The organism is Streptomyces qaidamensis (assembly GCF_001611795.1).
GTDB lineage: Bacteria > Actinomycetota > Actinomycetes > Streptomycetales > Streptomycetaceae > Streptomyces > Streptomyces qaidamensis.
In genome coordinates, this window is the sequence record NZ_CP015098.1 from 3,651,035 (window position 1) to 3,671,987 (window position 20,953).

General features: G+C 71.5%; 16 protein-coding genes. 11 read left to right on the forward strand and 5 right to left on the reverse strand.

Annotated elements, in window-relative coordinates; all coding sequences use genetic code 11:
- Positions 1 to 8 precede the first annotated feature (8 nt).
- The 3 genes from cofD to A4E84_RS15960 all read left to right on the forward strand — a co-directional run bounded on the left by cofD (position 9) and on the right by A4E84_RS15960 (position 3,349).
- A complete protein-coding gene (gene cofD / locus A4E84_RS15950; protein WP_062927224.1) occupies positions 9 to 968 on the forward strand; it encodes a 2-phospho-L-lactate transferase in 960 nt (319 codons plus the stop codon).
- The gene (locus tag A4E84_RS15955; protein ID WP_062927225.1) at positions 965 to 2,284 is read left to right on the forward strand and encodes a coenzyme F420-0:L-glutamate ligase; all 1,320 of its coding nucleotides are present in this window, start codon (positions 965 to 967) and stop codon (positions 2,282 to 2,284) included. Before cofD ends, A4E84_RS15955 begins: the two co-directional genes overlap by 4 nt.
- A 63-nt stretch (positions 2,285 to 2,347) precedes the next feature.
- Positions 2,348 to 3,349, forward strand: coding sequence for a DNA-3-methyladenine glycosylase family protein (locus A4E84_RS15960; RefSeq protein ID WP_062927226.1), 1,002 nt, complete (start codon positions 2,348 to 2,350; stop codon positions 3,347 to 3,349).
- Between the two features lie 175 nt (positions 3,350 to 3,524).
- On the opposite strand, the gene manB is transcribed toward A4E84_RS15960, so the two are convergent.
- Positions 3,525 to 4,607 (reverse strand): mannose-1-phosphate guanylyltransferase, encoded by a 1,083-nt coding sequence (gene manB / locus A4E84_RS15965; RefSeq protein WP_062927227.1) that lies wholly within the window; start codon positions 4,605 to 4,607, stop codon positions 3,525 to 3,527.
- A 144-nt stretch (positions 4,608 to 4,751) separates the two neighbouring features.
- Entirely contained in the window at positions 4,752 to 6,224 is a 1,473-nt protein-coding gene (locus tag A4E84_RS15970) for an N-acetylmuramoyl-L-alanine amidase (protein WP_062927228.1), read from the reverse strand.
- 149 nt (positions 6,225 to 6,373) lie between these two features.
- Here A4E84_RS15970 and A4E84_RS15975 point away from each other — a divergent pair, with 149 nt between their 5' ends.
- The 5 genes from A4E84_RS15975 to A4E84_RS15995 all read left to right on the forward strand — a co-directional run bounded on the left by A4E84_RS15975 (position 6,374) and on the right by A4E84_RS15995 (position 14,347).
- Complete coding sequence (locus A4E84_RS15975; protein WP_062927229.1) at positions 6,374 to 7,144, forward strand: TIGR03089 family protein; 771 nt, start codon at positions 6,374 to 6,376, stop codon at positions 7,142 to 7,144.
- 115 nt (positions 7,145 to 7,259) lie between these two features.
- Positions 7,260 to 8,441, forward strand: coding sequence for an LCP family protein (locus A4E84_RS15980; RefSeq protein WP_237304926.1), 1,182 nt, complete (start codon positions 7,260 to 7,262; stop codon positions 8,439 to 8,441).
- 241 nt (positions 8,442 to 8,682) lie between these two features.
- On the forward strand, positions 8,683 to 10,425 hold the full coding sequence (locus tag A4E84_RS15985) for an LCP family protein (protein ID WP_079128981.1): 1,743 nt from the start codon (positions 8,683 to 8,685) through the stop codon (positions 10,423 to 10,425).
- 230 nt (positions 10,426 to 10,655) lie between these two features.
- A complete protein-coding gene (locus A4E84_RS15990) occupies positions 10,656 to 12,443 on the forward strand; it encodes an LCP family protein (RefSeq protein ID WP_062927231.1) in 1,788 nt (595 codons plus the stop codon).
- Between the two features lie 242 nt (positions 12,444 to 12,685).
- Positions 12,686 to 14,347, forward strand: a complete 1,662-nt coding sequence (locus A4E84_RS15995) for an LCP family protein (RefSeq protein ID WP_079128982.1) — start codon at positions 12,686 to 12,688, stop codon at positions 14,345 to 14,347.
- A 101-nt stretch (positions 14,348 to 14,448) separates the two neighbouring features.
- Here the strand turns inward: A4E84_RS15995 and A4E84_RS16000 are convergent, their stop codons facing one another.
- Positions 14,449 to 15,486, reverse strand: a complete 1,038-nt coding sequence (locus A4E84_RS16000; protein ID WP_062927232.1) for a glycosyltransferase family 2 protein — start codon at positions 15,484 to 15,486, stop codon at positions 14,449 to 14,451.
- A gap of 126 nt (positions 15,487 to 15,612) precedes the next feature.
- On the opposite strand from A4E84_RS16000, the gene A4E84_RS16005 reads away from it, so the two are divergent.
- Positions 15,613 to 17,094 (forward strand): LCP family protein, encoded by a 1,482-nt coding sequence (locus A4E84_RS16005; RefSeq protein ID WP_079128983.1) that lies wholly within the window; start codon positions 15,613 to 15,615, stop codon positions 17,092 to 17,094.
- Between the two features lie 7 nt (positions 17,095 to 17,101).
- Here the strand turns inward: A4E84_RS16005 and A4E84_RS16010 are convergent, their stop codons facing one another.
- Positions 17,102 to 17,659 carry an acyl-CoA thioesterase gene (locus tag A4E84_RS16010; RefSeq protein ID WP_062927234.1) on the reverse strand — a complete coding sequence of 186 codons (558 nt, stop codon included), beginning with the start codon at positions 17,657 to 17,659 and terminating at the stop codon, positions 17,102 to 17,104.
- Positions 17,660 to 17,778: 119 nt separating this feature from the next.
- Here A4E84_RS16010 and A4E84_RS16015 point away from each other — a divergent pair, with 119 nt between their 5' ends.
- Positions 17,779 to 19,077, forward strand: a complete 1,299-nt coding sequence (locus A4E84_RS16015) for an LCP family protein (protein ID WP_079128984.1) — start codon at positions 17,779 to 17,781, stop codon at positions 19,075 to 19,077.
- Positions 19,078 to 19,137: 60 nt separating this feature from the next.
- On the opposite strand, the gene A4E84_RS16020 is transcribed toward A4E84_RS16015, so the two are convergent.
- Positions 19,138 to 19,503 (reverse strand): four-helix bundle copper-binding protein, encoded by a 366-nt coding sequence (locus A4E84_RS16020; RefSeq protein WP_062927236.1) that lies wholly within the window; start codon positions 19,501 to 19,503, stop codon positions 19,138 to 19,140.
- Between the two features lie 241 nt (positions 19,504 to 19,744).
- On the opposite strand from A4E84_RS16020, the gene A4E84_RS16025 reads away from it, so the two are divergent.
- Positions 19,745 to 20,950: a phospholipase D-like domain-containing protein gene (locus A4E84_RS16025; protein ID WP_062927237.1), complete on the forward strand. Its 1,206-nt coding sequence runs from the start codon at positions 19,745 to 19,747 to the stop codon at positions 20,948 to 20,950.
- The last annotated feature ends 3 nt before the right edge of the window (positions 20,951 to 20,953 follow it).

Consider the following 20,953-nt stretch of genomic DNA (forward strand, 5'->3'; position numbering starts at 1 on the left):
TGTCGCCCATGCGCATTGTGGTTCTGGCAGGCGGCATCGGCGGTGCCCGGTTCCTGCGTGGTCTGAAGCGGGCCGTCCCGGACGCGGACATCACGGTCATCGGCAACACCGGGGACGACATCCACCTCTTCGGGCTGAAGGTCTGCCCGGACCTCGACACGGTGATGTACACGCTCGGCGGCGGCATCAACGAGGAGCAGGGCTGGGGGCGCGCCGACGAGACCTTCCACCTCAAGGAGGAGCTCGCGGCGTACGGCGTCGGACCCGAGTGGTTCGGTCTCGGCGACCGGGACTTCGCCACCCACATCGTGCGGACGCAGATGATCGGCGCCGGTTACCCGCTGAGCGCGGTGACGCAGGCGCTGTGCGACCGCTGGAAGCCGGGCGTGCGGCTGATCCCCATGTCCGACGACCGCATCGAGACGCATGTGGCCGTCGAGATCGACGGCGAGACCAGGGCGATCCACTTCCAGGAGTACTGGGTGCGGATGCGCGCCTCGGTGCCCGCCCGGGCCGTCGTGCCGGTCGGCGCCGACCAGGCGAAGCCCGCGCCGGGCGTCCTGGAGGCCATCGCCGAGGCGGACGTGATCCTCTTCCCGCCGTCCAACCCGGTCGTGTCGATCGGCACGATCCTCGCCGTGCCCGGCATCCGGGAGGCGATCGCCGACGCCGGGGTGCCGGTCGTCGGCCTCTCCCCCATCGTCGGCGACGCGCCCGTGCGGGGCATGGCCGACAAGGTGCTCGCCGCCGTGGGCGTCGAGTCGACCGCGACGGCGGTGGCCGAGCACTACGGCTCGGGCCTGCTGGACGGCTGGCTCGTGGACTCGGTGGACGCCGCAGCGGTCGAACAGGTCGAGGCGGCCGGGATCCGCTGCCGGGCCGTGCCGCTGATGATGAGCGACACGGACGCGACCGCGCGGATGGCCCAGGAGGCGCTGGCACTGGCCGAGGAGGTGCGGGGGGCGTGAGCGGCGAGACGCAAGGAGCCGCCGGGTACCGGGTGTGGGCCCTGGGCGGGATACCGGAGGTCACGACCGGGGACGACCTGGCCAAGCTGATCGCGGCCGCCGAGCCCGGCCTGACCGACGGGGACGTGCTGCTCGTCACCTCGAAGATCGTGTCCAAGGCTGAGGGCCGGATCGTGCGGGCCGCCGACCGGGAGGCCGCGATCGACGCGGAGACGGTCCGGGTGGTGGCCCGGCGCGGCGCCCTGCGGATCGTGGAGAACCGGCAGGGCCTGATCATGGCCGCGGCCGGTGTCGACGCGTCCAACACCCCGTCCGGCACGGTGCTGTTGCTCCCCGAGGACCCCGACGCGTCGGCCCGTGCCATCCGCGACGGACTGCGCGACGCCCTCGGCGTCGATGTCGGCGTCGTCGTCACCGACACCTTCGGCCGGCCCTGGCGCGCCGGGCTCACGGACGTCGCGATCGGGGCCGCCGGAGTGCGTGTGCTCGACGATCTGCGCGGCGGCACGGACGCGTACGGCAATCCGCTCAGCGCCACCGTCGTCGCCACGGCCGACGAACTCGCCGCCGCGGGCGACCTGGTCAAGGGCAAGGCCGCGGGGCTGCCCGTGGCGGTGGTGCGCGGGCTTTCGCACCTGGTGGCGCAGGGCGACGACGGCGAGGGAGCGCGGGCCATGGTCCGCGGTGCCCGTGACGACATGTTCCGCCTCGGCACCTCGGAGGCGGTACGGCTGGCCGTGACCCAGCGGCGCACGGTCCGGTCCTTCACCGACGAGCCCGTCGACGCGGGTGCCGTACGGCGGGCCGTGGCCGCGGCCGTGACCGCCCCGGCGCCGCACCACACCACGCCGTGGCGGTTCGTGCTGCTGGAGTCGGAGGCGTCGCGCACCCGGCTGCTCGACGCCATGCGGGACGCGTGGATCGCCGATCTGCGGCGGGACGGCAAGAGCGAGGAGTCCATCGCCAAGCGGGTCCGGCGCGGGGACGTGCTGCGCAACGCGCCCTACCTCGTCGTCCCCTGCCTGGTCATGGACGGCTCCCACACGTACGGCGACCCGCGGCGGGACGGCGCCGAGCGGGAGATGTTCGTGGTCGCCGCCGGTGCCGGCGTGCAGAACTTCCTGGTCGCGCTGGCCGGGGAGCGGCTGGGGTCGGCCTGGGTGTCGTCGACGATGTTCTGCCGGGACGTGGTGCGCGAGGTGCTGGAGCTGCCGGCGGACTGGGACCCGATGGGGGCGGTGGCGGTCGGACATCCGGCCGAGGAACCACGGGCGCGGCCCGGGCGGGACGCGGGGGCGTTCATCGAGGTGCGGTGACAGCCGCCGGGCGGCGCCTACGCTCGTAGGGCTGCTTCTTCACGGATCCCAGGGACGTCATTCATGGCAGGACGGTTCGCTCAGCGGCCCACCCGTACGACGGTGCGCGGTGGGCAGGTCGCCGTGCCCCCGGGCGTGCCGCGGCAGGCGACGGGGCCGGGGCGGGTGCGAGCGTGGATGCCGGACGGGCCGCTGGATATCGGCCTGGTGCTCGGGCCGTTGCGGCGCGGGCCCGGCGACCCGACATTCCGGGCGACGCCGGACGGATCCGTGTGGCGGACCAGCCTCACTCCGGCCGGGCCCGGGACGCTGCGGGTGTGCGCGTACGGCGGTGGGGTGCGCGGGGAGGCCTGGGGGCCCGGGGCGGAATGGCTGCTGGAGGGGTTGCCGGAGCTGCTCGGGGCCGCGGACGACCCGTCGGCGTTCGTGCCGCGGCACCGGCTGCTGGCGTCGGCCCGGCACCGGCGGCCGGGGTTGCGGCTGACCCGGAGCAGGCTCGTGCTGGAGTCGTTGATCCCGTCGATCCTGGAGCAGAAGGTCACGACCGACGAGGCGTACCGGGCATGGCGGCTGCTTGTGCGGAAGTTCGGGGAACCGGCGCCGGGGCCCGCGTCCGCTCGGATGTACGTGATGCCCGCGCCTCGGACGTGGGCGCTGATTCCGTCGTGGGAGTGGCATCGGGCCGGGGTCGACGACAAGCGGGCGTCGACGATCCTGCGCGCCGTACGGGTCGCTGCGCGGCTGGAGCAGGCGGTGGGAATGGAGCCCGGGGCGGCTCGGGCGCGGCTGGAGCTGGTGCCGGGGGTCGGGCCGTGGACCTCCGCGGAGACGGTGCAGCGCAGTCATGGGGCGGCGGACGAGGTGACGGTGGGGGATCTGCATCTGCCCGGGATCGTGGGGTGGGCGCTGGCCGGGGACCGGGACGCGGATGACGCGGTGATGCTGGAGCTGCTGGAGCCGTATGCGGGGCAGCGGCATCGGGCGGCTCGGTTGATTCTGCTGAGCGGGAGGGTGCCGGCGCGGCGGGCGCCGAAGATGCCTCGGTGGGATATCGGGCAGTTGTGAGCCGTCGGGGTCGAGGTGCTCGGCGTCGGTGCCGGGGGCGGGGCGTTTCGCAGCCCGGCGTAGCGGGGTGCCGCTGCGCCCGCCCTCCCTCAAGCGCTCGAGCAGGGGGGACCCCGTCGCCCCCAGCGGCACGCATGCCCGCAGCTCGGGAGCCGCACCCCGCCCCCCGTGCGTCCTACTGGTCCGACGAGAAGCGGACCGCCCCCGCCGGGATGCGGGCGTCGCACCATATGCGGGCGCCCTCCAGGAGTTCGTTGTCGGGGCCGATCACCGCGCCGTCGCCTATGACCGTGCCCGTGAGGACCGAGCGCCGGCCGACGCGGGCCCGGGTGCCGATGAGGGAGTCGGTGATGACCGCGCCCGGTTCGATGACCGCGCCGGGCAGGATCGTGCTGCCGACGATCCGCGCGCCCTCCGCGACGAACGCGCCCTCGCCCACCACCGTGCCGCCGGACAGCTTGGCGTCGGAGGCGACCCGGGCCGTCGGCAGGACCAGGCGGTCGCCGCAGCGGCCGGGGACGGCGGGCGACGGGGCCCGGCCCAGGACCAGGTCCGCCGAGCCCCGGACGAAGGCCGCCGGGGTGCCGAGGTCCAGCCAGTACGTGGAGTCGACCATGCCCTGGAGGTGGGCCCCGGCCGACAGCAGACCCGGGAAGGTCTCGCGTTCCACCGAAACCGGCCTGCCGAGCGGGATCGCGTCGATGACCGAGCGGCGGAAGACGTACGCCCCCGCGTTGATCTGGTCGGTGACGATCTCCTCGGGCGTCTGCGGCTTCTCCAGGAACGCCAGGACCCTGCCCGTGTCGTCCGTGGGGACCAGACCGTAGGCGCGGGGGTCCGTGACCTTCGTCAGGTGCAGGGAGACGTCGGCGCCCGACGACTCGTGGGTGTCGACCAGGGCCCGGATGTCGAGGCCCGTCAGGATGTCCCCGTTGAAGATCAGGACCGGGTCGTCGGGGCCGGAGCGCAGCCGCGATGCCACGTTGCGGATGGCGCCGCCCGTGCCGAGCGGCTCCTCCTCGGTGACGTACTCCAGGTGGAGCCCCAGCGCGGAGCCGTCGCCGAAGTACGGCTCGAAGACCTCGGCCAGGTAGGACGTGGCCAGGACGATGTGCTCGACGCCGGCCGCTCTCGCTCTCGCCAGCTGGTGCGTGAGGAAGGGCACCCCGGCCGCCGGAACCATGGGCTTGGGCGTGTGCACCGTGAGCGGGCGCAGCCGCGTGCCCTTGCCGCCGACCAGGAGGATCGCTTCTGTCACGTGTCGTCTCTGCTTCCTGCCGGGACCGGCCGAACTGTCTTTCGGCCGGTCAGTGTATGCAGACCGTTCCGTGGCGCCTTCGCTGGCCGTGCGGCATTACGTCCCATCTCCCCGCATGCCCCCCGACGGCGGTCGAACGTGTACTCAGCGGCCCTGGTAGCGGGCCGCCTTGGAGCGGGCCGAGCCGAGCTTTCCGTAGAGCTTGCGTCCCGGGCATTCGGTCACGAAGCCGTCCCGGTGCCCCGAGATCACGTTCAGCCGTACCTTCTTACCCTTCTGGTGGAGATTGCTGCCGGCCGACTTCAGGTACGTCTTGCCCTTCGGGTTCATCCGGTACAGCCCCAGCTTCCAGGCGGTCAGCCGGGCGACGGCCTTGACCGCCGACTTCGACGGCTTCGTGGCGCCGTACGACCCGAGGACGGCGATCCCCATGCTGTTGCTGTTGAAACCCAGGGTGTGCGCGCCGAGGACCGGTCTCGCCACGCCCCCGGCGCGGCCCTCGTAGATCTTTCCGCACTTGTCGATGAGGAAGTTGTAGCCGATGTCCCGCCACCCCATGCTCTTGACGTGGTAGCGGTAGATACTGCGGATGAGTGACGGGACCTGCGAGCAGCGGTAGTTGTTGCCGCTGGCCGTGTGATGCACGAAGGCCGCCTTGACCTTCTTCGTGTACCGGAAGCCGCTCTCCCGCAACCCCTCGTTCGCCCCCCAGCCGCGCCGCGTGACGATACCCGGGCGCGGGCCGACGTACGGCTTGGCCTGCCGCTGCTGCTCCGTCAGCCCGCCGGGGTTGAGGACGAGGTACTCCTGCTCGGTCCGGGCGCGGCTCAGTGCCGCGATCTCGGTGGCTCCGAGCGGGGCGAGGTCGGCGTTGGCGGCGGAGGCTTCGGTGAGAGCGGAGGTCTCGGCGTTCGAGGCGCCGGCGGCGCGGGGGCCCTCCTCGGCGCCGAGGGCTGTGTCGTCGTCCTCGCCGGGGTCGACGAGTTCGAGGCGGAGGCCGAAGGGCAGCGGGGGCGCCTCCGGCAGGCCCCGGGCGTCCGGGGTCTGTCCGGCGGAGTCGGCTGCCGAGTGGTCGGGCTCGGAGCGGACCCGGAGTTCGACGCCGTCGGAGTCGCCCACCCACAGCGGGGCCGTGGCGCCGCGGACGCGGCCCGAGGCTCTCTCGGGGGTGTCCGGGTCGGCGGCGTGGTCGGCGTTGTGGGTCTCCACGTCCTGCCAGCCCGACCAACTGCCGGTGCCGGCGGCGCGGGTGCGGACCTGGACGCGGCCGTGCAGTTCGGCGTCGGGGTCGTCCCAGACGACGCCCACGAGGGAGAAGTGGCGTACGGCCCGGCGGGGCAGGCCCTGCTCGGCGGCGGGGGCGGAGGGAGTGGCGCGGTTGCGGGTGAGGGGTTCGAGGGGGAGGGACTGGGTGCTGCCGGCGGCGTTCGGTTCGGCCGCGCGCCGGCCGGCCGCGGTGGTGGCCGGGGTCCCCGCGTGGGGCGCGGGTCTCGCCGTCGTCGCGGCTTCTGTGGCCGGCACCGGTCTCGCCGTCGCCGCGAGGGCGGGAGGGGTGAGGGGAAGGGCCAGAGCGGCCGCACAGGTGACACCGATCGAGGAAGCAAGGAATCCACGCATGCTCCTGATCTTTGACATAGTCATACAAGTCTGTCCATTTGGGATTTGACGGGCTGTCGGCCTGGTTCGGCCGAACCGGTGGCGGCTGCCCGGCGGGGCGGTGGCCGGGCCGCTGGGCGCAGGGTCGTGCGCCGCGTACGCTTGCGCGGATGAACGCCACCGATCGCACCCCCGCCGACCTGCTGGGTTCCGCGCTCGCCGCGGATCCCGGACGTCCCCTGGTGACCTTCTACGACGACGCCACGGGCGAACGTGTCGAACTGTCCGTGGCCACCTTCGCCAATTGGGTGGCCAAGACCGCCAACCTCCTCCAGGACGAACTGTCCGTCGAGCCCGGCGACCGGGTGGCGCTGCTGCTGCCCGCGCACTGGCAGACCGCGGTGTGGCTGCTGGCGTGTGCGTCGGTGGGCGTCGTCGCGGACGTGTCCGGGGATGCCCGGGCGGCCGATGTCGTGGTGAGCGGGCCGGACCGGCTGGAGGAGGCGCGGGCCTGCTCCGGCGCGCGGATCGCGATGGCGCTGCGGCCGCTCGGCGGGCGGTTTCCGCAGGCTCCCGAGGGGTTCACCGACTACGCGGTGGAAGTCCCGGGGCAGGGCGACCGGTTCGTGCCGTACGCACCCGTGGATCCGGAGGGGCCCGCGCTGATCGTGGCCGGGCGGGAGTTCAGCGGGGCCGAGGTGGTCGAGCGGGCCCGGGCCGAGGCGACGGCGCTGGGCCTGACGGGGCCGGGGTCGCGGATCCTGTCGGGGCTGCCGTACGACACATGGGACGGGCTGAACGCGGGGCTGTACGGGCCCCTGGCCACGGGGGGTTCCGTGGTGCTGTGCCGGCATCTGGAGCAGGCCGGGGACGGGGTGCTGGACAAGCGGGTGGAGAGCGAGCGGGTCACGACGATCGCCCACGGCACCGCGGGCCGGTAGCCGGGCCCCTCCCCCGTACGGCCCATCCCCACCCACCCCCGGCCCTCCATCCGCGCCATGGTCGTAGGAGCGGTGCGCGCGGGGCGTTCCTACGTCAGGAGGGGTGGTTGCTGCCGTGGGCTACAGGGTCGGTCCGGGCACGGGAGCGTCCGCCAGCGGGCGGGGGCTCCTGCGGCGGCGCCGGCGGCGGTGGGTGCGGCGCACGGCTTTCGGGGTCACGGCACTCCTCGTGGTCGCCGGGGGGATCGGCTGGGCCGTGTACGCGAAGCTCAGCGGGAACATCACACCCGACGAAGCGGCCGCCGCCGAACTCGCGCGCTACGACCGGGAGCGGCCCACCTCCCTGGTCAAGGACGCCCGGAACATCCTGCTGATCGGGTCGGACTCGCGCGAGGGGAGCGGCAACGCCCGCTACGGGCGGGACTCCGGCACCGAGCGGTCCGACACCACGATCCTGCTGCATCTGTCCGCCGGCCGGGACAGCGCCACCGCCGTCTCCATCCCCCGGGACCTGATGGTGAACCTGCCGGGCTGCCGGCGTCCGGACGGGTCCCGCAGCGCGCCCCGGTTCGCCATGTTCAACCAGGCCTTCCAGCTCGGCGGCTCGGCCTGCACGATCCGGACCGTGGAGAAGCTGACCGACATCCGCGTCGACCACCACGTCGTCGTCGACTTCCACGGGTTCAAGGAGATGGTCGACGCGGTCGACGGCGTCGAGGTGTGCCTGCGGCAGCCGATCGACGACCGGGCCGCCAAGCTGCGGCTGCCCGCCGGGCGCGTGACGCTCAACGGCGAGCAGGCCCTCGGCTACGTGCGCGCCCGCAAGACGCTGGGCGACGGCAGCGACACCGAGCGGATGGAGCGGCAGCAGCGTTTCCTCGGGGCGCTCGTCAACAAGGCGCGCAGCAATGACGTCCTGCTGAATCCGGCGAAGCTGTATCCCGTACTGGACGCCGCCACGTCGTCCCTCACCACCGACCCGGAACTGGCGAGCTTGCGTGGTTTGTACGCACTCGTGCGCGGCCTGCGCGACATCCCCATGGAACAAGTGCAATTCCTGACCGTCCCCCGGGAGTCGTACGCCTACGACGCCAATCGCGACCAACTCGTGGAGCCCGCGGCAAAGCGGCTGTTCGAGCGGCTGCGTACGGACACACCGGTGGTGGTGGAGGGTAACGGCCCACGTGACGGGTCGTACGGGGATTCGTATCCGGGTCCCTTTCGCGATCCCACCGTCACTGTTTCTCCTCCACCGACGTTTCGGGGGAACACGGCAGCCGAGGACACCTGTGAGTAAAGCGGGCACCAAGGCCGCTCCAAGGTATTGAGCTCCTCACCCGGGAAATGGGCGAATTGCCCAGCTGTAGGGACGTGGAATGGGTCACCGTCGTCGCCCGGCGGTGAAAGGGGCGGTTAGTGTGAGCGATCCGGTGCGCCCGGCCCTGAGGGAAGGTCCCGAGGTCGCGCACTGTGTGACCGAGACCCGAGCGCCTTGGAGGGGAAGGCGCCGCGTGCCCCGACGGAGGAAACAGACAACCGTGGACGCGCAAGGCCGTGGGCGGGCGGACGACGTCGATCCCGCAGATCAGTGGGTGCTCAACCCGGACACCGGTGAATACGAACTGCGACTGGGGCCTTCCGCACCGCAGCCGGGCGTCCCCTCGCCCCGCAAGCCACGGTCCTCCGAGGCGGCCCCTCCGGCCCGGAGCCGCACGCGGGCGCCCGGCCGGTCACGGTCCGAGACGCCCGGGCGTGCGGTGCCGCCGCCCCGCAGGCGCCGCGGGGCGCCGGAGGAGCCGTTGCCGGGGCGGCGCGGACGGCGCCCGGTGAAGAAGGCCTCCAAGGGCCGGAAGGCCCTGCTGTGGACCGGCGGCGCGATGGCGTTCGTCCTGGTCGCCGGCGCGGGGGGCGCGTACTTCTACATCGAGCACCTGAACGACAACATCGCGTCGGTCTCCGACGACGGCGCGAGCACCGGTGGCTTCAGCAAGGACAAGGCGATCAACATCCTGCTGATCGGCACCGACAAGCGCACCGGCAAGGGCAACGGCAGCTACGGCGACGCGGGCAGTGTCGGGCACGCCGACACCACGATCCTGCTGCACGTCTCCAAGGACCGTTCGAACGCGACCGCGCTGAGCATCCCGCGTGACCTGATCGTCGACGTACCGGACTGCCCGACGACGCAGGAGGACGGCACCCAGAAGATCATCCCCGGCACGCAGCAGGTCCGCTTCAACACGAGTCTCGGCCAGGACGGCCGTACGCCCAGCTGCACAGCGCGTACCGTGACCGAGCTGACCGGGGTCAAGCCGGACAACTTCATGGTCGCGGACTTCAACGCGGTCAAGACGCTGACCAGCGCGGTGGGCGGGGTCGAGGTCTGTGTGGGCAAGGACCTCGACGACCCGGACTCGCACCTCAAACTGTCCAAGGGCACGCACACCATCGAGGGCGAGCAGGCGCTGGCGTTCGTGCGCACCCGGCACGCCGTCGGTTTCGGCGGCGACCTGAGCCGGATCGGGCTGCAGCAGCAGTTCCTGAGCGCGCTGATGCGCAAGCTGAAGTCCAACGACACCCTCACCAGCCCGTCGAAGATGCTCGACCTGGCCGAGGCGGGCACGAAGGCGCTGACCGTCGACGCGCAGCTGGACAGCATCGGCAAGCTGAAGGACCTCGGCCTGGAGCTGGGCAAGCTCGACACCAAGAACCTGACCTTCACCACCGTCCCGGTGATCGACAACCCGGCGGAGAAGGTCAAGGCCACGGTCGTGCTCAACGAGTCGACGGCCCCGCAGGTCTTCGACATGATCAGGAACGACGTCTCCTTCACCGCCGTCAAGGAGCGGAAGAAGAAGGAGGCCGCCGCGGTCGCCGCCCGGCTGAAGGGCACCAAGGCCCCGGCCTCCGAGGTGCGGGTGCGGATCCTCAACGGCGGTGCCGTCGCCGGAAGCGCCCAGGAGACCCTCAGCTGGCTGCAGAACGAGGAGGGCGTGACCAAGTCGGAGAACGCCGGCAACGCGCCCGCCCCGCTGGCGAAGACGACCCTGGAGTACGCGCCCGACCAGGCCGACCAGGCCCGCCGCCTCGCGGACCTCATGGGTCTGTCCGGGGCGGCGATGAAGCCGGGCGAGAGCGTGACCAACGACCAGGGGCTGCCCGCGATGACGCTGACCCTCGGCAAGGACTTCGAAGGGGCGGGTGTCTCCCTCACCGCGCCCGCCAAGGCACCGGAGGGGGTGCAGAAGTCCACCGCCGACAAGGTGGAGTGCGCGAAGTGACGTGCAATCCCTTTGCGTTCACGGAACTTCCTTCAAACAAATGGGCGGGATTGCCCAGTTGTGAGACGTGCAATTTGTCACCCACGTCGCTTGACGAGGAAGTGTGCGGATAGTGTGTGCGATCCAGTGCTCTCACCCATGAGGTCCGTCCTGGGGGCGTGCACTGCTTGAACAGCACCGTGCGCCTTCCGGGGGAGGGCGCCGCGTGGCCCGACGGAGGAATCAGGCACGTGGACGCGCAAGGCCGTGGGCGGGCGGACGACATCGACCCCGCAGACCAATGGGTACTCAACCCGAACACCGGTGAATACGAACTGCGACTGGCCCCTTCCGCAGCGCAGTCGTCCGTTCCCGGCCCGCGCGGTTCCGGTGACCGTGGCACGACCGGCCGTCGTGGCACGACCGGCCGGGGCACGACCGGTGCGGCCGGTGCGGCAGGCGCCCGCCGGACCGCCCCCGCCCGGCGTCCCGGAGCCGCGGCACCCGGTGATGACGCTCCCTCCCCGCGCAGACGCGCCGGCGCCCCGGCCGAGGCGGCCGCGGGACGGCGCGGGCGCCGCCCGGTGCCGAAGAAGGCGAAGGGCAAGAAGGTCCTGATGTGGACCGGCGGTTCACTGGCCTTCGTACTGATCGCGGCGAGCGGGGCCGCCTACCTCTACTACGAGCACCTCAACAACAACATCACGTCCGTCTCCGACGACGGCGCCGGCACCGGGGGCTTCAGCAAGGACCGCGCGATCAACATCCTGCTGATCGGCACCGACAAGCGCACCGGCAAGGGCAACGAGGGCTACGGCGACAAGGACAGCGCCGGGCACGCGGACACCACACTGGTACTGCACGTCGCCAAGGACCGCTCCAACGCGACCGTGTTGAGCATCCCGCGGGACCTGATCACCGACATCCCGGACTGTCCGACGACTCAGGAGGACGGCACCGAGAAGATCATCCCGGGCCAGCAGCGCACGCGCTTCAACAACAGCCTCGGGCAGGAGGAACGCACCCCGAGCTGCACCATGCGCACGATCACCGAGCTCACCGGGCTGAAGATGGACCACTTCATGGTGGCCGACTTCAACGCGGTCAAGACGCTGACCAGCGCGGTGGGCGGCGTCGACGTGTGCCTGGCCAAGGACATCAAGGACAAGGACTCCAAGCTCGATCTGCCCAAGGGCGAGCACACGATCGAGGGCGAGGAGGCGCTGGCCTTCGTCCGGACCCGGCACTCCGTGGGCTTCGGCGGTGACCTGAGCAGGATCGAGCTGCAACAGCAGTTCCTCGGCTCGATGATGCGCAAGCTGAAGTCCAACGACACCCTCACCAGCCCGCAGAAAATGATCAAGCTGGCGGAGGCGGGCACCAAGGCGCTGACCGTCGACTCCCAGATCAGCACGATCAAGAAGCTGGCCGATCTCGGGGCGGAGCTGGGCAAGTTCGACACCAAGAACCTCACGTTCGCCACTGTGCCCGTCGTCGACAACCCCGCGGAGAAGGTCAAGGCCACGGTGGTCCTGAAGGAGCCCCAGGCCCAGCAGCTGTTCGCGATGGTCCGGGACGACGTGTCGCTGACCGACGTGAAACAGCAGAAGAAGAAGGAGAAGGCCGCCGAGGCCGCCCGGCTGAAGGGCACCAAGGCCCAGGCCTCCGAGGTGCGGGTGCGGATCCTCAACGGCGGTGCCGTCGCCGGAAGCGCCCAGGAGACCCTCAGCTGGCTGCAGGTCCAGGAGGGCGTGACCAAGTCCGAGAACGCGGGCAACGCTGAGCAGCCGCTCGCGAAGACCACGCTGGAGTACGGGCCCGACCAGGCCGACCAGGCCCGCCGGCTCGCCGAGATCATGGGCCTGTCCGGGGCCGCGATGAAGCCGGGCGAGAGCGTGACCAACGCCCAGGGCGTGCCCGCGATGACACTGACCCTCGGAAAGGACTTCGAGGGTGCGGGCGTGCCCCTCACCACTCCGGCGAAGGTTCCGGAGGACGTTCAGAAGGCCACGGCCGACAAGGTCGAGTGCGCGAAGTGACCTGACCGTCCCGTCCTGCGTCTAACAGGTGGACGGAGCATGCGTGAACGGGGCATGCCCGGACGAATCGGTCAGGTGTACATCCGACCGGGCATGTCAGTGGTCCAACCAGCAGCGGGGACGGCCGTGCGCCGGCGGAACACCGGGGGAACCCGTGGTCCGGGCGGGCACGGGTCGCCCGCGATCCGAACACGACGCGGGGCGGACCCGTGGGTCGGCCGTAGGGGTGGGGAGGCAGGGGCATGGCGCAGAGTGACGTGCGCGGAGGCGGCACCCGGCGCGAGTCGGGCGGCGGCCTCGCCCAGGACGAACGTCCGGGGACGGCGGCGTCCGCCGCGGGCGGGGGCGCGGAGGGCGGGGGCGGCCAGGGCCGGCGGCGTGGCCGGCGGCGCGGCGGCAAACGCCGGATAGTGCGCTGGTTCGCGATCGTGCTGTCCGTGCTGATACTCGGGACGGCCGGCGCCGGATACCTCTACTACCGCCACCTCAACGGCAACATCGACAAGGGCAAACGCAACAGCGGCGAGTCCGACGTCGAGAAGACCGGGCCCAACGCGGCGGGCCAGACCCCGCTCAACATCCTGCTGATCGGTTCCGACAGCCGGAACTCCGCGGAGAACGTCAAGCTCGGCGGCGGCAGGGACAACGTCGGCAGCAAGCCCCTTGCGGACGTGCAGATGCTCCTGCACGTCTCGGCGGACCGCGAGAGCGCGTCCGTGGTGAGCATCCCGCGGGACACCCGGGTGGACATCCCCAAGTGCGTCGACCCGGACACCGGGGACACCTACCCGGCCAAGAACACGATCATCAACGAGACGCTCCAGCGCGGTGGCCCGGGCTGCACCCTGGCCACCTGGCAGAACCTGACCGGCGTGTACATCGACCACTGGATGATGGTCGACTTCGCCGGAGTGGTGGACATGGCGGACGCCATCGGCGGTGTTCCCGTCTGCGTCAACCAGAACGTGTGGGACCGGCCGCTGTCCGGCCAGCGCGGCGGCTCCGGACTGAAGCTGAAGGCCGGCACGCACAAGGTGCAGGGCAAGGAGGCGCTGCAGTGGCTGCGCACCCGCCACGCCTGGGGCAGTGACCCGCTGCGCGCCAAGGCGCAGCACATGTACATGAACGCGATGATCCGGACGCTGAAGGAGCAGAACGTCTTCACCGACACCGGCCGTCTGATGGGCCTGGCCGAGGCGGGCACGAAGGCGCTGAAGGTGTCCGAGGAGATCGGCACGGTCAAGGAGCTGTACGACGTCGGCATGCAGCTGAAGTCGGTCCCGACCAACCGCATCACGATGACGACGATGCCGTGGATCGAGGACCCCCTGAACCGCAACCACCTGGTGCCCAAGCCGGAGGACGCCGACAAGATGTGGGCGATGCTCCGCGACGACGTCTCCTTCGACAAGGCCGGAAAGGCACGCGCGGGCACCGCCTCGGGTCCGTCCCCGGCGTCGGTGAAGGCCACGGGTCCGGCCGCGGCGCCGGCCGCCGGGCTGTCGGTCACCGTCGTCAACGGGACGGCGAGCGACGAGCGGCCCGCCGTTCCGCGACGGGCCGCCGCGGTCGTGGCGGCGCTGCAGCAGGAGGGCTTCACCCAGGCCGTCGCCGCGAGCCGGCAGGACCCGCACGGCCGGACCCAGGTGACGTATCCGAAGAGCACGGGCGAGCAGGGCCGCGCCAACGCGCTGTCGGTGGCGAAGGCGGTCGGCATCCCGAGCAGCCAGGTGCGGGCCACGGACGACGTCACCACCACGCTGACGATCGGCGCCGACTGGCGGGAGGGCACGGCCTACCCCAAGCAGAAGGCACCCGAGGCGGGCGATCTGCCCGAATCCGCGGACGCGCTGAGCGCGGACAAGACGGAGTGCATGGACGTGTACGAGCCCTACCAGTGGTGAACGCCTCCGCGGCGTGAGGGAGCGGGGCTGCTCCCCTCCTGCTGCGCCGCACACCATGGGCCCCCTCCCCGACCGGGAAGGGGGCCCATGGCCGCGTCGGGTCAGCTCGCGGCGGCGTCGGCGCGCACCGCGGGGCGCCGGGAGGCGATGACCTTCTTCGCCAGCGCCCGCGGGCTGGTCAGGAAGCCCCAGCCCCACGACATGTGCATCGTGGCCAGAGCCACCGGGATCTGCAGCCGCGCCTTCAGGGGCAGGCCCTTGCCCGCCGGGACCGAGCCGAGCAGGATCGCCGCGAGGTAGCCGCCGGGCACCACGAGGCCCCACGGCGTCAGCAGGGCGCCCACCAGGATGCCGGCGCCGATCGCGCACACGGCGGTCGGCGGGGCGAGGTAGCGCAGGTTGATCGAGCCCTCGTGGAAGCGGGCCACCACGTGCCGCCAGCGGCCGTAGTCCTTGTACTGCTTGGCGAGCGCCTTCACACTCGGCCGCGGCCGGTACGACACCTTCAGCTCGGGCGAGAACCAGACCAGCCCGCCGGCCTCGCGGATGCGGAAGTTCAGCTCCCAGTCCTGGGCGCGGATGAACTCCACGTTGTAGCCGCCCTGCTGCTCCAGCGCCTCGCGCCGGAACACACCCAGATAGACGGTCTCGGCCGGGCCCGCCTGACCACCGGTGTGGAAGGCGGCGTTGCCGACCCCGATCTTCGAGGTCATCGCGGCGGCGACCGCGTGCTCCCAGTCGTTCTCGCCCTCGGCGTGCATGATGCCGCCGACGTTCTGCGCGCCGGTCTCCTCCAGGAGCCGTACGGCCGTCGCGATGTAGTTCGGCGAGAGCATGCCGTGCCCGTCGACGCGGACGACGATCGGATGCCGGGAGGCGTTGATCGCCGCGTTCAGCGCCGCGGGCGTACGGCCGGTGGGGTTGGGGACGGTGTGGATACGCGCGTCTTCGGCCACGAGCTCGGCGGCGATCTCGTCCGTGCGGTCCGTGGACGGACCGAGGGCGATCACGACCTCCATCTCGCCGGCGTACTCCTGCGCGAGGATCGCTTGGACTGCTCCCCGCAGATGCCGCTCCTCGTTGAGGACGGGCATGATCACGGAAACGGCGGGGTGCCGCACGTCGGGATTGGCGTTCATAGGGGGCTCACGTTACCGCGAACGGGGGACACCGGTGCGCGCCGCCGGGGCGGTGGCGCGGGCCGCAGATCGTATCGGCCTACGGTTTCACGGATCCCACGTACGGCCGTCGTCCGGAGGTGCCCCATGCCCACGCCGCCGCGGTCCCCTCGGTCCACCGCCGCTCCCCGCCGCCGCCCCCCGCCCCCCCCCCCCCGCAGCGCTCCGCGCAGGCCGGCACCGCCCTCGCGGCGGCCGCGCTGGGGCATGCGGGCGGTCACCACGCTGTCCGTGGTGGTCCTCGCCTCCGCCGGCATCGGGCACGCGGTGATGACCAGCCTGGACGCGGACATCACCCGGGTCGACCCCTTCAAGGACATGAAGAACCGCCCGCAGGCGGGCCACGGCATGAACATCCTGCTGGTCGGCACCGACGGCCGCGAGAAGATCAGCAAGGAGGAGCGCCACAAGTACCGGCTGGGCGGCGCCCCGTGCCACTGCACCGACACGATCATGATCGTGCACATCTCCGAGGACCGGGAACGGGCGAGCGTGGTGAGCCTGCCGCGCGACTCGTACGCGGTGACGCCGTCGCACGTCGACCGGGTCTCGGGCAAGCGGCACAACGGGCACCCCCTCAAGCTGAACGCCGCGTACGCCGAGGGCGGACCGCAGCTGACCGTGCGCACGGTCGAGAGCATGACGAAGGTGAAGATCGACCACTACCTGGAGGTCGACTTCACCAGCTTCATGAAGACGGTGGACGTGGTCGGGGGCGTGCCCATCTGCACCGCCGACCCCCTGAAGGACAGCTACACCGGCCTGAACCTGCCGGCCGGGCGGCACACGCTCGCCGGCGGGCAGGCGCTCCAGTACGTCCGCGCGCGCCACGTCGACGGGGCGTCCGACCTCGGCCGCATGAAGCGGCAGCAGCGTTTCATGGCGGCTCTCGTGGAACGGCTCACCTCGTCCGGCATCCTCCTCAACCCCATGAAGTTCCGGGACGTGACACGGGCGGTGCTCGGCTCGGTCCGGGCCGACAAGGGCTTCGGCACGGACGAGATGCTGGACCTGGGCCGCGCCATGCGGAACTTCTCCCCCTCCTCCTCCGAGTTCACGACCGTCCCGATCGGGCGGATGGGGTACGCCGTGAAGGGCGTCGGATCCACGCTGAAGTGGGACACCGAGAAGTCCGAGCGTCTCTTCCACGCCCTGCGCCAGGACCAGCCGCTGTCGGTGCACCGGTCGCGCGGTGCGGCCCGGATCGTCCCGGTCGCCCCGCAGCAGATCCGCGTCCAGGTGGAGAACGGCACCCGCACGGCCGGCCTGGGCCGCCGGGTGGACGCGGCCCTGACCTCGACCGGCTTCCGCACGACCAAGGCCCCGGTGAACTCCGCGACCCGCGACGTCAGGCGCACGATCGTCGCCCACGACCCCCGCTGGGACCGCTCCGCCAAGTCCCTCGCGGCGGCTCTGCCGGGCAGTGAGCTCCGGGCGGTCAAGGGCCTGGGCCCGACCCTGAAGGTGATCGCCGGAGCGGACTTCGAACGCGTGCGGAAGGTGCGGGCCGAGGACCCGGGTCAGGGCGAGTTCGGAGTGGTGCGGGGCGACGAGGTGGCGTGCTCGTAGGCGCGCGTCAGTCCTCGAAGCCCTCGGCCGCCCGCTTCTCCCGCAGGTCCATGATCGCCCGGCGGCGGGCCAGGCGGTGGGTGCGGCGGATCTGGGCCTCCTGGTAGCGGCGCTTGTCGCGCTCGGTCTCCGGGAGTACCTGCGGGACCCGGCGGGGCTTGCCGTCGGCGTCGACCGCGGCGAAGACGAGGTACGCCGAGCCGACCTGCGTGGGCGGGGCGGACTCGTTCCAGCGTTCGGCCAGGACCCGGACGCCGACCTCCATGGACGTCCGGCCGGTCCAGTTCACCTGTGCCTTGACGTGCACCAGGTCACCGACGCGGACCGGCTCCAGGAACGCCATCTCGTCCATGGACGCGGTGACCGCCGGCCCGCCGGAGTGCCGTCCCGCCACGGCTCCCGCCGCGTCGTCGACCAGCTTCATGATCACCCCGCCGTGCACGGTCCCCAGAAGGTTCGTGTCGTTGTGGGTCATGATGTGGCTGAGGGTGGTGCGGGACGCCGAAGTCGGCTTGCCCGGGATATCCGGACTGCCGGAATCCGCAGCTGGGGGCTGGTCTGTCATGGCCCCCACCTTATGCCGACGCGGTATGAGGGGGATTTGTGTCAGCTTCGCCACAGCCGTGCTCTGATTTTCCGACGACTCTTGTATGGCGCACTACGGGGACCTGCACACTGGGGCGCATGAATGACTGGCCCGAGGGATTTCCCGGCGACAACCGCGGCAGCCGATACGGACGCGGCAGCTCGAGCGCGCAGCCCGAGAGCGCCCGTGTCATGCGGCAGGTCCGCCGCGGTCCGGCGGCATCACCCGGGCAGGCGGGATACGGCGGCGCCCCGGCGTACGGCGGCGGAGTGCCCCCGCAGCCGTCCTACGTCGACGGCGGCGGCCACGGCGGCGACGGTTACGACAGTGGCTACAACACCGGCCAGGTCTACGGCTCCCCCGGCGGCAGAGGCCCCGGTGGTCCGGGTGACGGCCTGTACGAGCCGCGCCCCGCGCCGAACTGGCGCCGCCGCATCAAGGTGACGGCCATCACGCTGGTGACGCTGCTGGTCGTGACGAGCGTCGGCACGTACTTCTGGGCCGACTCCAAGCTCAACCGCGAGGTCGACCTGTCGAAGGTCATCGACCGTCCGGAGGCGGGCGAGGGCACGAACTACCTGATCGTCGGCTCCGACAGCCGCAAGGGCATGTCCGCCGAGGAGAAGAAGAAGCTGCACACCGGGTCCGCCGAGGGCAAGCGCACGGACTCGATGATGATCCTTCACACCGGCGGCGGCGCCCCCACACTGATCTCGCTGCCGCGCGACTCGAACGTCACGATCCCGTCCTTCAAGGGCTCCGACTCCGGCAAGGTCTACCCGGCCACCGGCCGCCAGACGAAGCTGAACGCGGCCTACGCCGAGGACGGCCCGGAGCTGCTGGTGCGCACCGTGGAGGCCAACACGGGCCTGCACATCGACCACTACGTCGAGATCGGCTTCGCCGGCTTCGCGAACATCGTGGACGCGGTCGGCGGTGTCGAGATGAACATCCCGCAGGACATCAAGGACACCAAGTCCGGCGCGGACCTGAAGAAGGGCACGCAGACCCTCGACGGCGAGCAGGCCCTCGCCTTCGTCCGTACCCGCTACGCCCTCAGGGGCTCCGACCTGGACCGCACGAAGAACCAGCAGAAGTTCCTGTCGGCCCTGGCCAACCAGGTCGCCACTCCGGGCACGGTCCTCAACCCCTTCAAGCTGTACCCGACCATGAGCGCCGGCCTGGACACCCTCGTGGTCGACAAGGACATGAGCCTCTTCGACCTGGCATCCATGTTCTGGGCGATGAAGGGCGTCAGCGGCGGCGAGGGCAAGTCGATGAACATGCCGATCGCGGGCAGCAGCCCCAACGGCAACCTCCAGTGGAACACCGCGAAGGTGAAGACCCTGGTGAACGAGCTGAAGAACGACGACCCGGTCACCGTCACGGGCAACTGAGCGGGCAGGCAGCGCGAAGGGGGCACCCGGGCGGGTGCCCCCTTCGTCGTGAGGCGGTGCTCACATCGAGGCGGCCGACATCGAGCGGCACATCTCGGCGCAGCGGCGACAGGCCTCGGCGCAGCGCATCATCTGCGCGTCCTCCGGCATGGCCATACACGCCTCGGCGCACATGTCACAGGCGCGGGCGCACATCGCGCACATCTCGGCCATGAGGGGCGAGCGGCGCATCATCATGTCGGCGCACATGCGCGTCATCTCGGCACAGTCCATGACCGTGCGCATGATCTGCATCTGGGCCGGACCGCCCATCTGCAGACAGGAGCTCATGGTCTCCTCGCACACACTGTGGCAGGTCATGCACGCCTGGACGCAGTCCTGCATCTCCTTGCTCAGCGGGGTGGCGGCGGTGGGTTGCTGGGTCATGACGTCCTCCCAGGGGCGGCGGGGGCCGCGGATCGGCGCCCGCTCCTCTCGTCCTACGCCTCCGGCCCCATGAGCACCACAGGGCGGAGCCGCCCGAGTGTGGTCCGCTCCGTCTGTGAGGCATGACTCAGCGGGCTCTGCGTGAAAGCTCCGGCAGCGGCAAAAAGGGGATGCAGGCGCGCCGGGGCCCGGCGCGGCGAGGGCGGGGCGGCCGGAAACCGTACAGGGGGGAGACCCAGACATGACACAGCAGGTGTACGACGAGCCACGGACTTCGGGTCCGGGGGGCCCACAGGGGCAGAAGCAGCGGCTGCGCAGACGGCTGGAGCGGCTGATCGGCATCGCCGCGACCGAGGGCAACGAGCTCGTGCCGCTGCGGAACGGGGACGAGATCTTCCCCGCCATGCTGGCCGCCATCCGGGCCGCCGAGCACACCGTCGACATGATGACGTTCGTGTACTGGCGCGGCGAGGTCGCCCACGAGTTCGCCGCGGCCCTGGCCGAGCGGGCCCGCGCCGGTGTCCGGGTGCGGCTGCTGCTGGACGGCTTCGGGGCCAAGGAGATAGAGCCCGACCTGCTGGACGCCATGGACGAGGCAGGTGTCCAGGTCGCCTGGTTCCGCAGACCCACGCGCCTGTCGCCGATGCGGCAGAACCACCGCTGCCACCGCAAGGTGCTGGTCACCGACGAGCACACGGCCTTCACCGGCGGCGTCGGGATCGCACAGGAGTGGTGCGGCTCCGCCCGGAACCCGGACGAGTGGCGCGACACCCATGTACAGGTCCGCGGCCCCGCCGTGGACGGCATCGCCGCGGCCTTCGCCCAGAACTGGGCCGAGTGCCACGACGACCTCTACGACGACCACGACCGCTTCACGGCCCAACCGCAGCCGGGGCGGGCCACGGTCCAGGTCGTGCGGGGGTCGGCCTCCTTCGGCTGGCAGGACATGCAGACGGTCCTACGGGTCCTGATCACCTCGGCGCAGGAGCGCCTGCGGCTGGCCACCGCCTACTTCGCCCCCGACGCCTACTTCATCGGCCTGCTCGCCGCGGCGGCCCACCGCGGGGTCCGGGTCGAGATCCTGCTGCCCGGCCCGCACACCGACCAGCGGGTGTGCCTGCTGGCCGGGCGGCAGTACTACCAGACGCTCGTGGACGCCGGTGTGGAGGTGCGGGAGTACCAGCCGACGATGCTCCACACGAAGATCATGACCGTGGACGGGGTCTGCTCCCTCATCGGCTCCACCAACTTCAACCGCCGTTCCATGGAGCACGACGAGGAGGTCGTCCTGGCCGTCCTGGACGAGGACTTCACGGCGGAGCTCGACGCCGACTTCGAGGCCGACCGGAAGCGGGGCGAGCCGGTCGATCCCCGCCGCTGGAAGCGGCGACCCCTGCCCATGCGCCTCGCGGAGGCCGCGGTGACCCCGATCCGGCGCTTCCTGTGAGAA

Coding starts and splice junctions, on each gene's coding strand:
- A4E84_RS16000 (WP_062927232.1), bottom strand. CDS start 15,486: ATGAACGCCAATCCCGACGTGCGGCACCCCGCCGTTTCCGTGATCATG.
- A4E84_RS15960 (WP_062927226.1), top strand. CDS start 2,348: ATGGCAGGACGGTTCGCTCAGCGGCCCACCCGTACGACGGTGCGCGGT.
- A4E84_RS16010 (WP_062927234.1), bottom strand. CDS start 17,659: ATGACAGACCAGCCCCCAGCTGCGGATTCCGGCAGTCCGGATATCCCG.
- A4E84_RS16020 (WP_062927236.1), bottom strand. CDS start 19,503: ATGACCCAGCAACCCACCGCCGCCACCCCGCTGAGCAAGGAGATGCAG.
- A4E84_RS16015 (WP_079128984.1), top strand. CDS start 17,779: ATGAATGACTGGCCCGAGGGATTTCCCGGCGACAACCGCGGCAGCCGA.
- A4E84_RS15970 (WP_062927228.1), bottom strand. CDS start 6,224: ATGCGTGGATTCCTTGCTTCCTCGATCGGTGTCACCTGTGCGGCCGCT.
- A4E84_RS15995 (WP_079128982.1), top strand. CDS start 12,686: ATGGCGCAGAGTGACGTGCGCGGAGGCGGCACCCGGCGCGAGTCGGGC.
- A4E84_RS15975 (WP_062927229.1), top strand. CDS start 6,374: ATGAACGCCACCGATCGCACCCCCGCCGACCTGCTGGGTTCCGCGCTC.
- A4E84_RS16025 (WP_062927237.1), top strand. CDS start 19,745: ATGACACAGCAGGTGTACGACGAGCCACGGACTTCGGGTCCGGGGGGC.
- cofD (WP_062927224.1), top strand. CDS start 9: ATGCGCATTGTGGTTCTGGCAGGCGGCATCGGCGGTGCCCGGTTCCTG.
- A4E84_RS16005 (WP_079128983.1), top strand. CDS start 15,613: ATGCCCACGCCGCCGCGGTCCCCTCGGTCCACCGCCGCTCCCCGCCGC.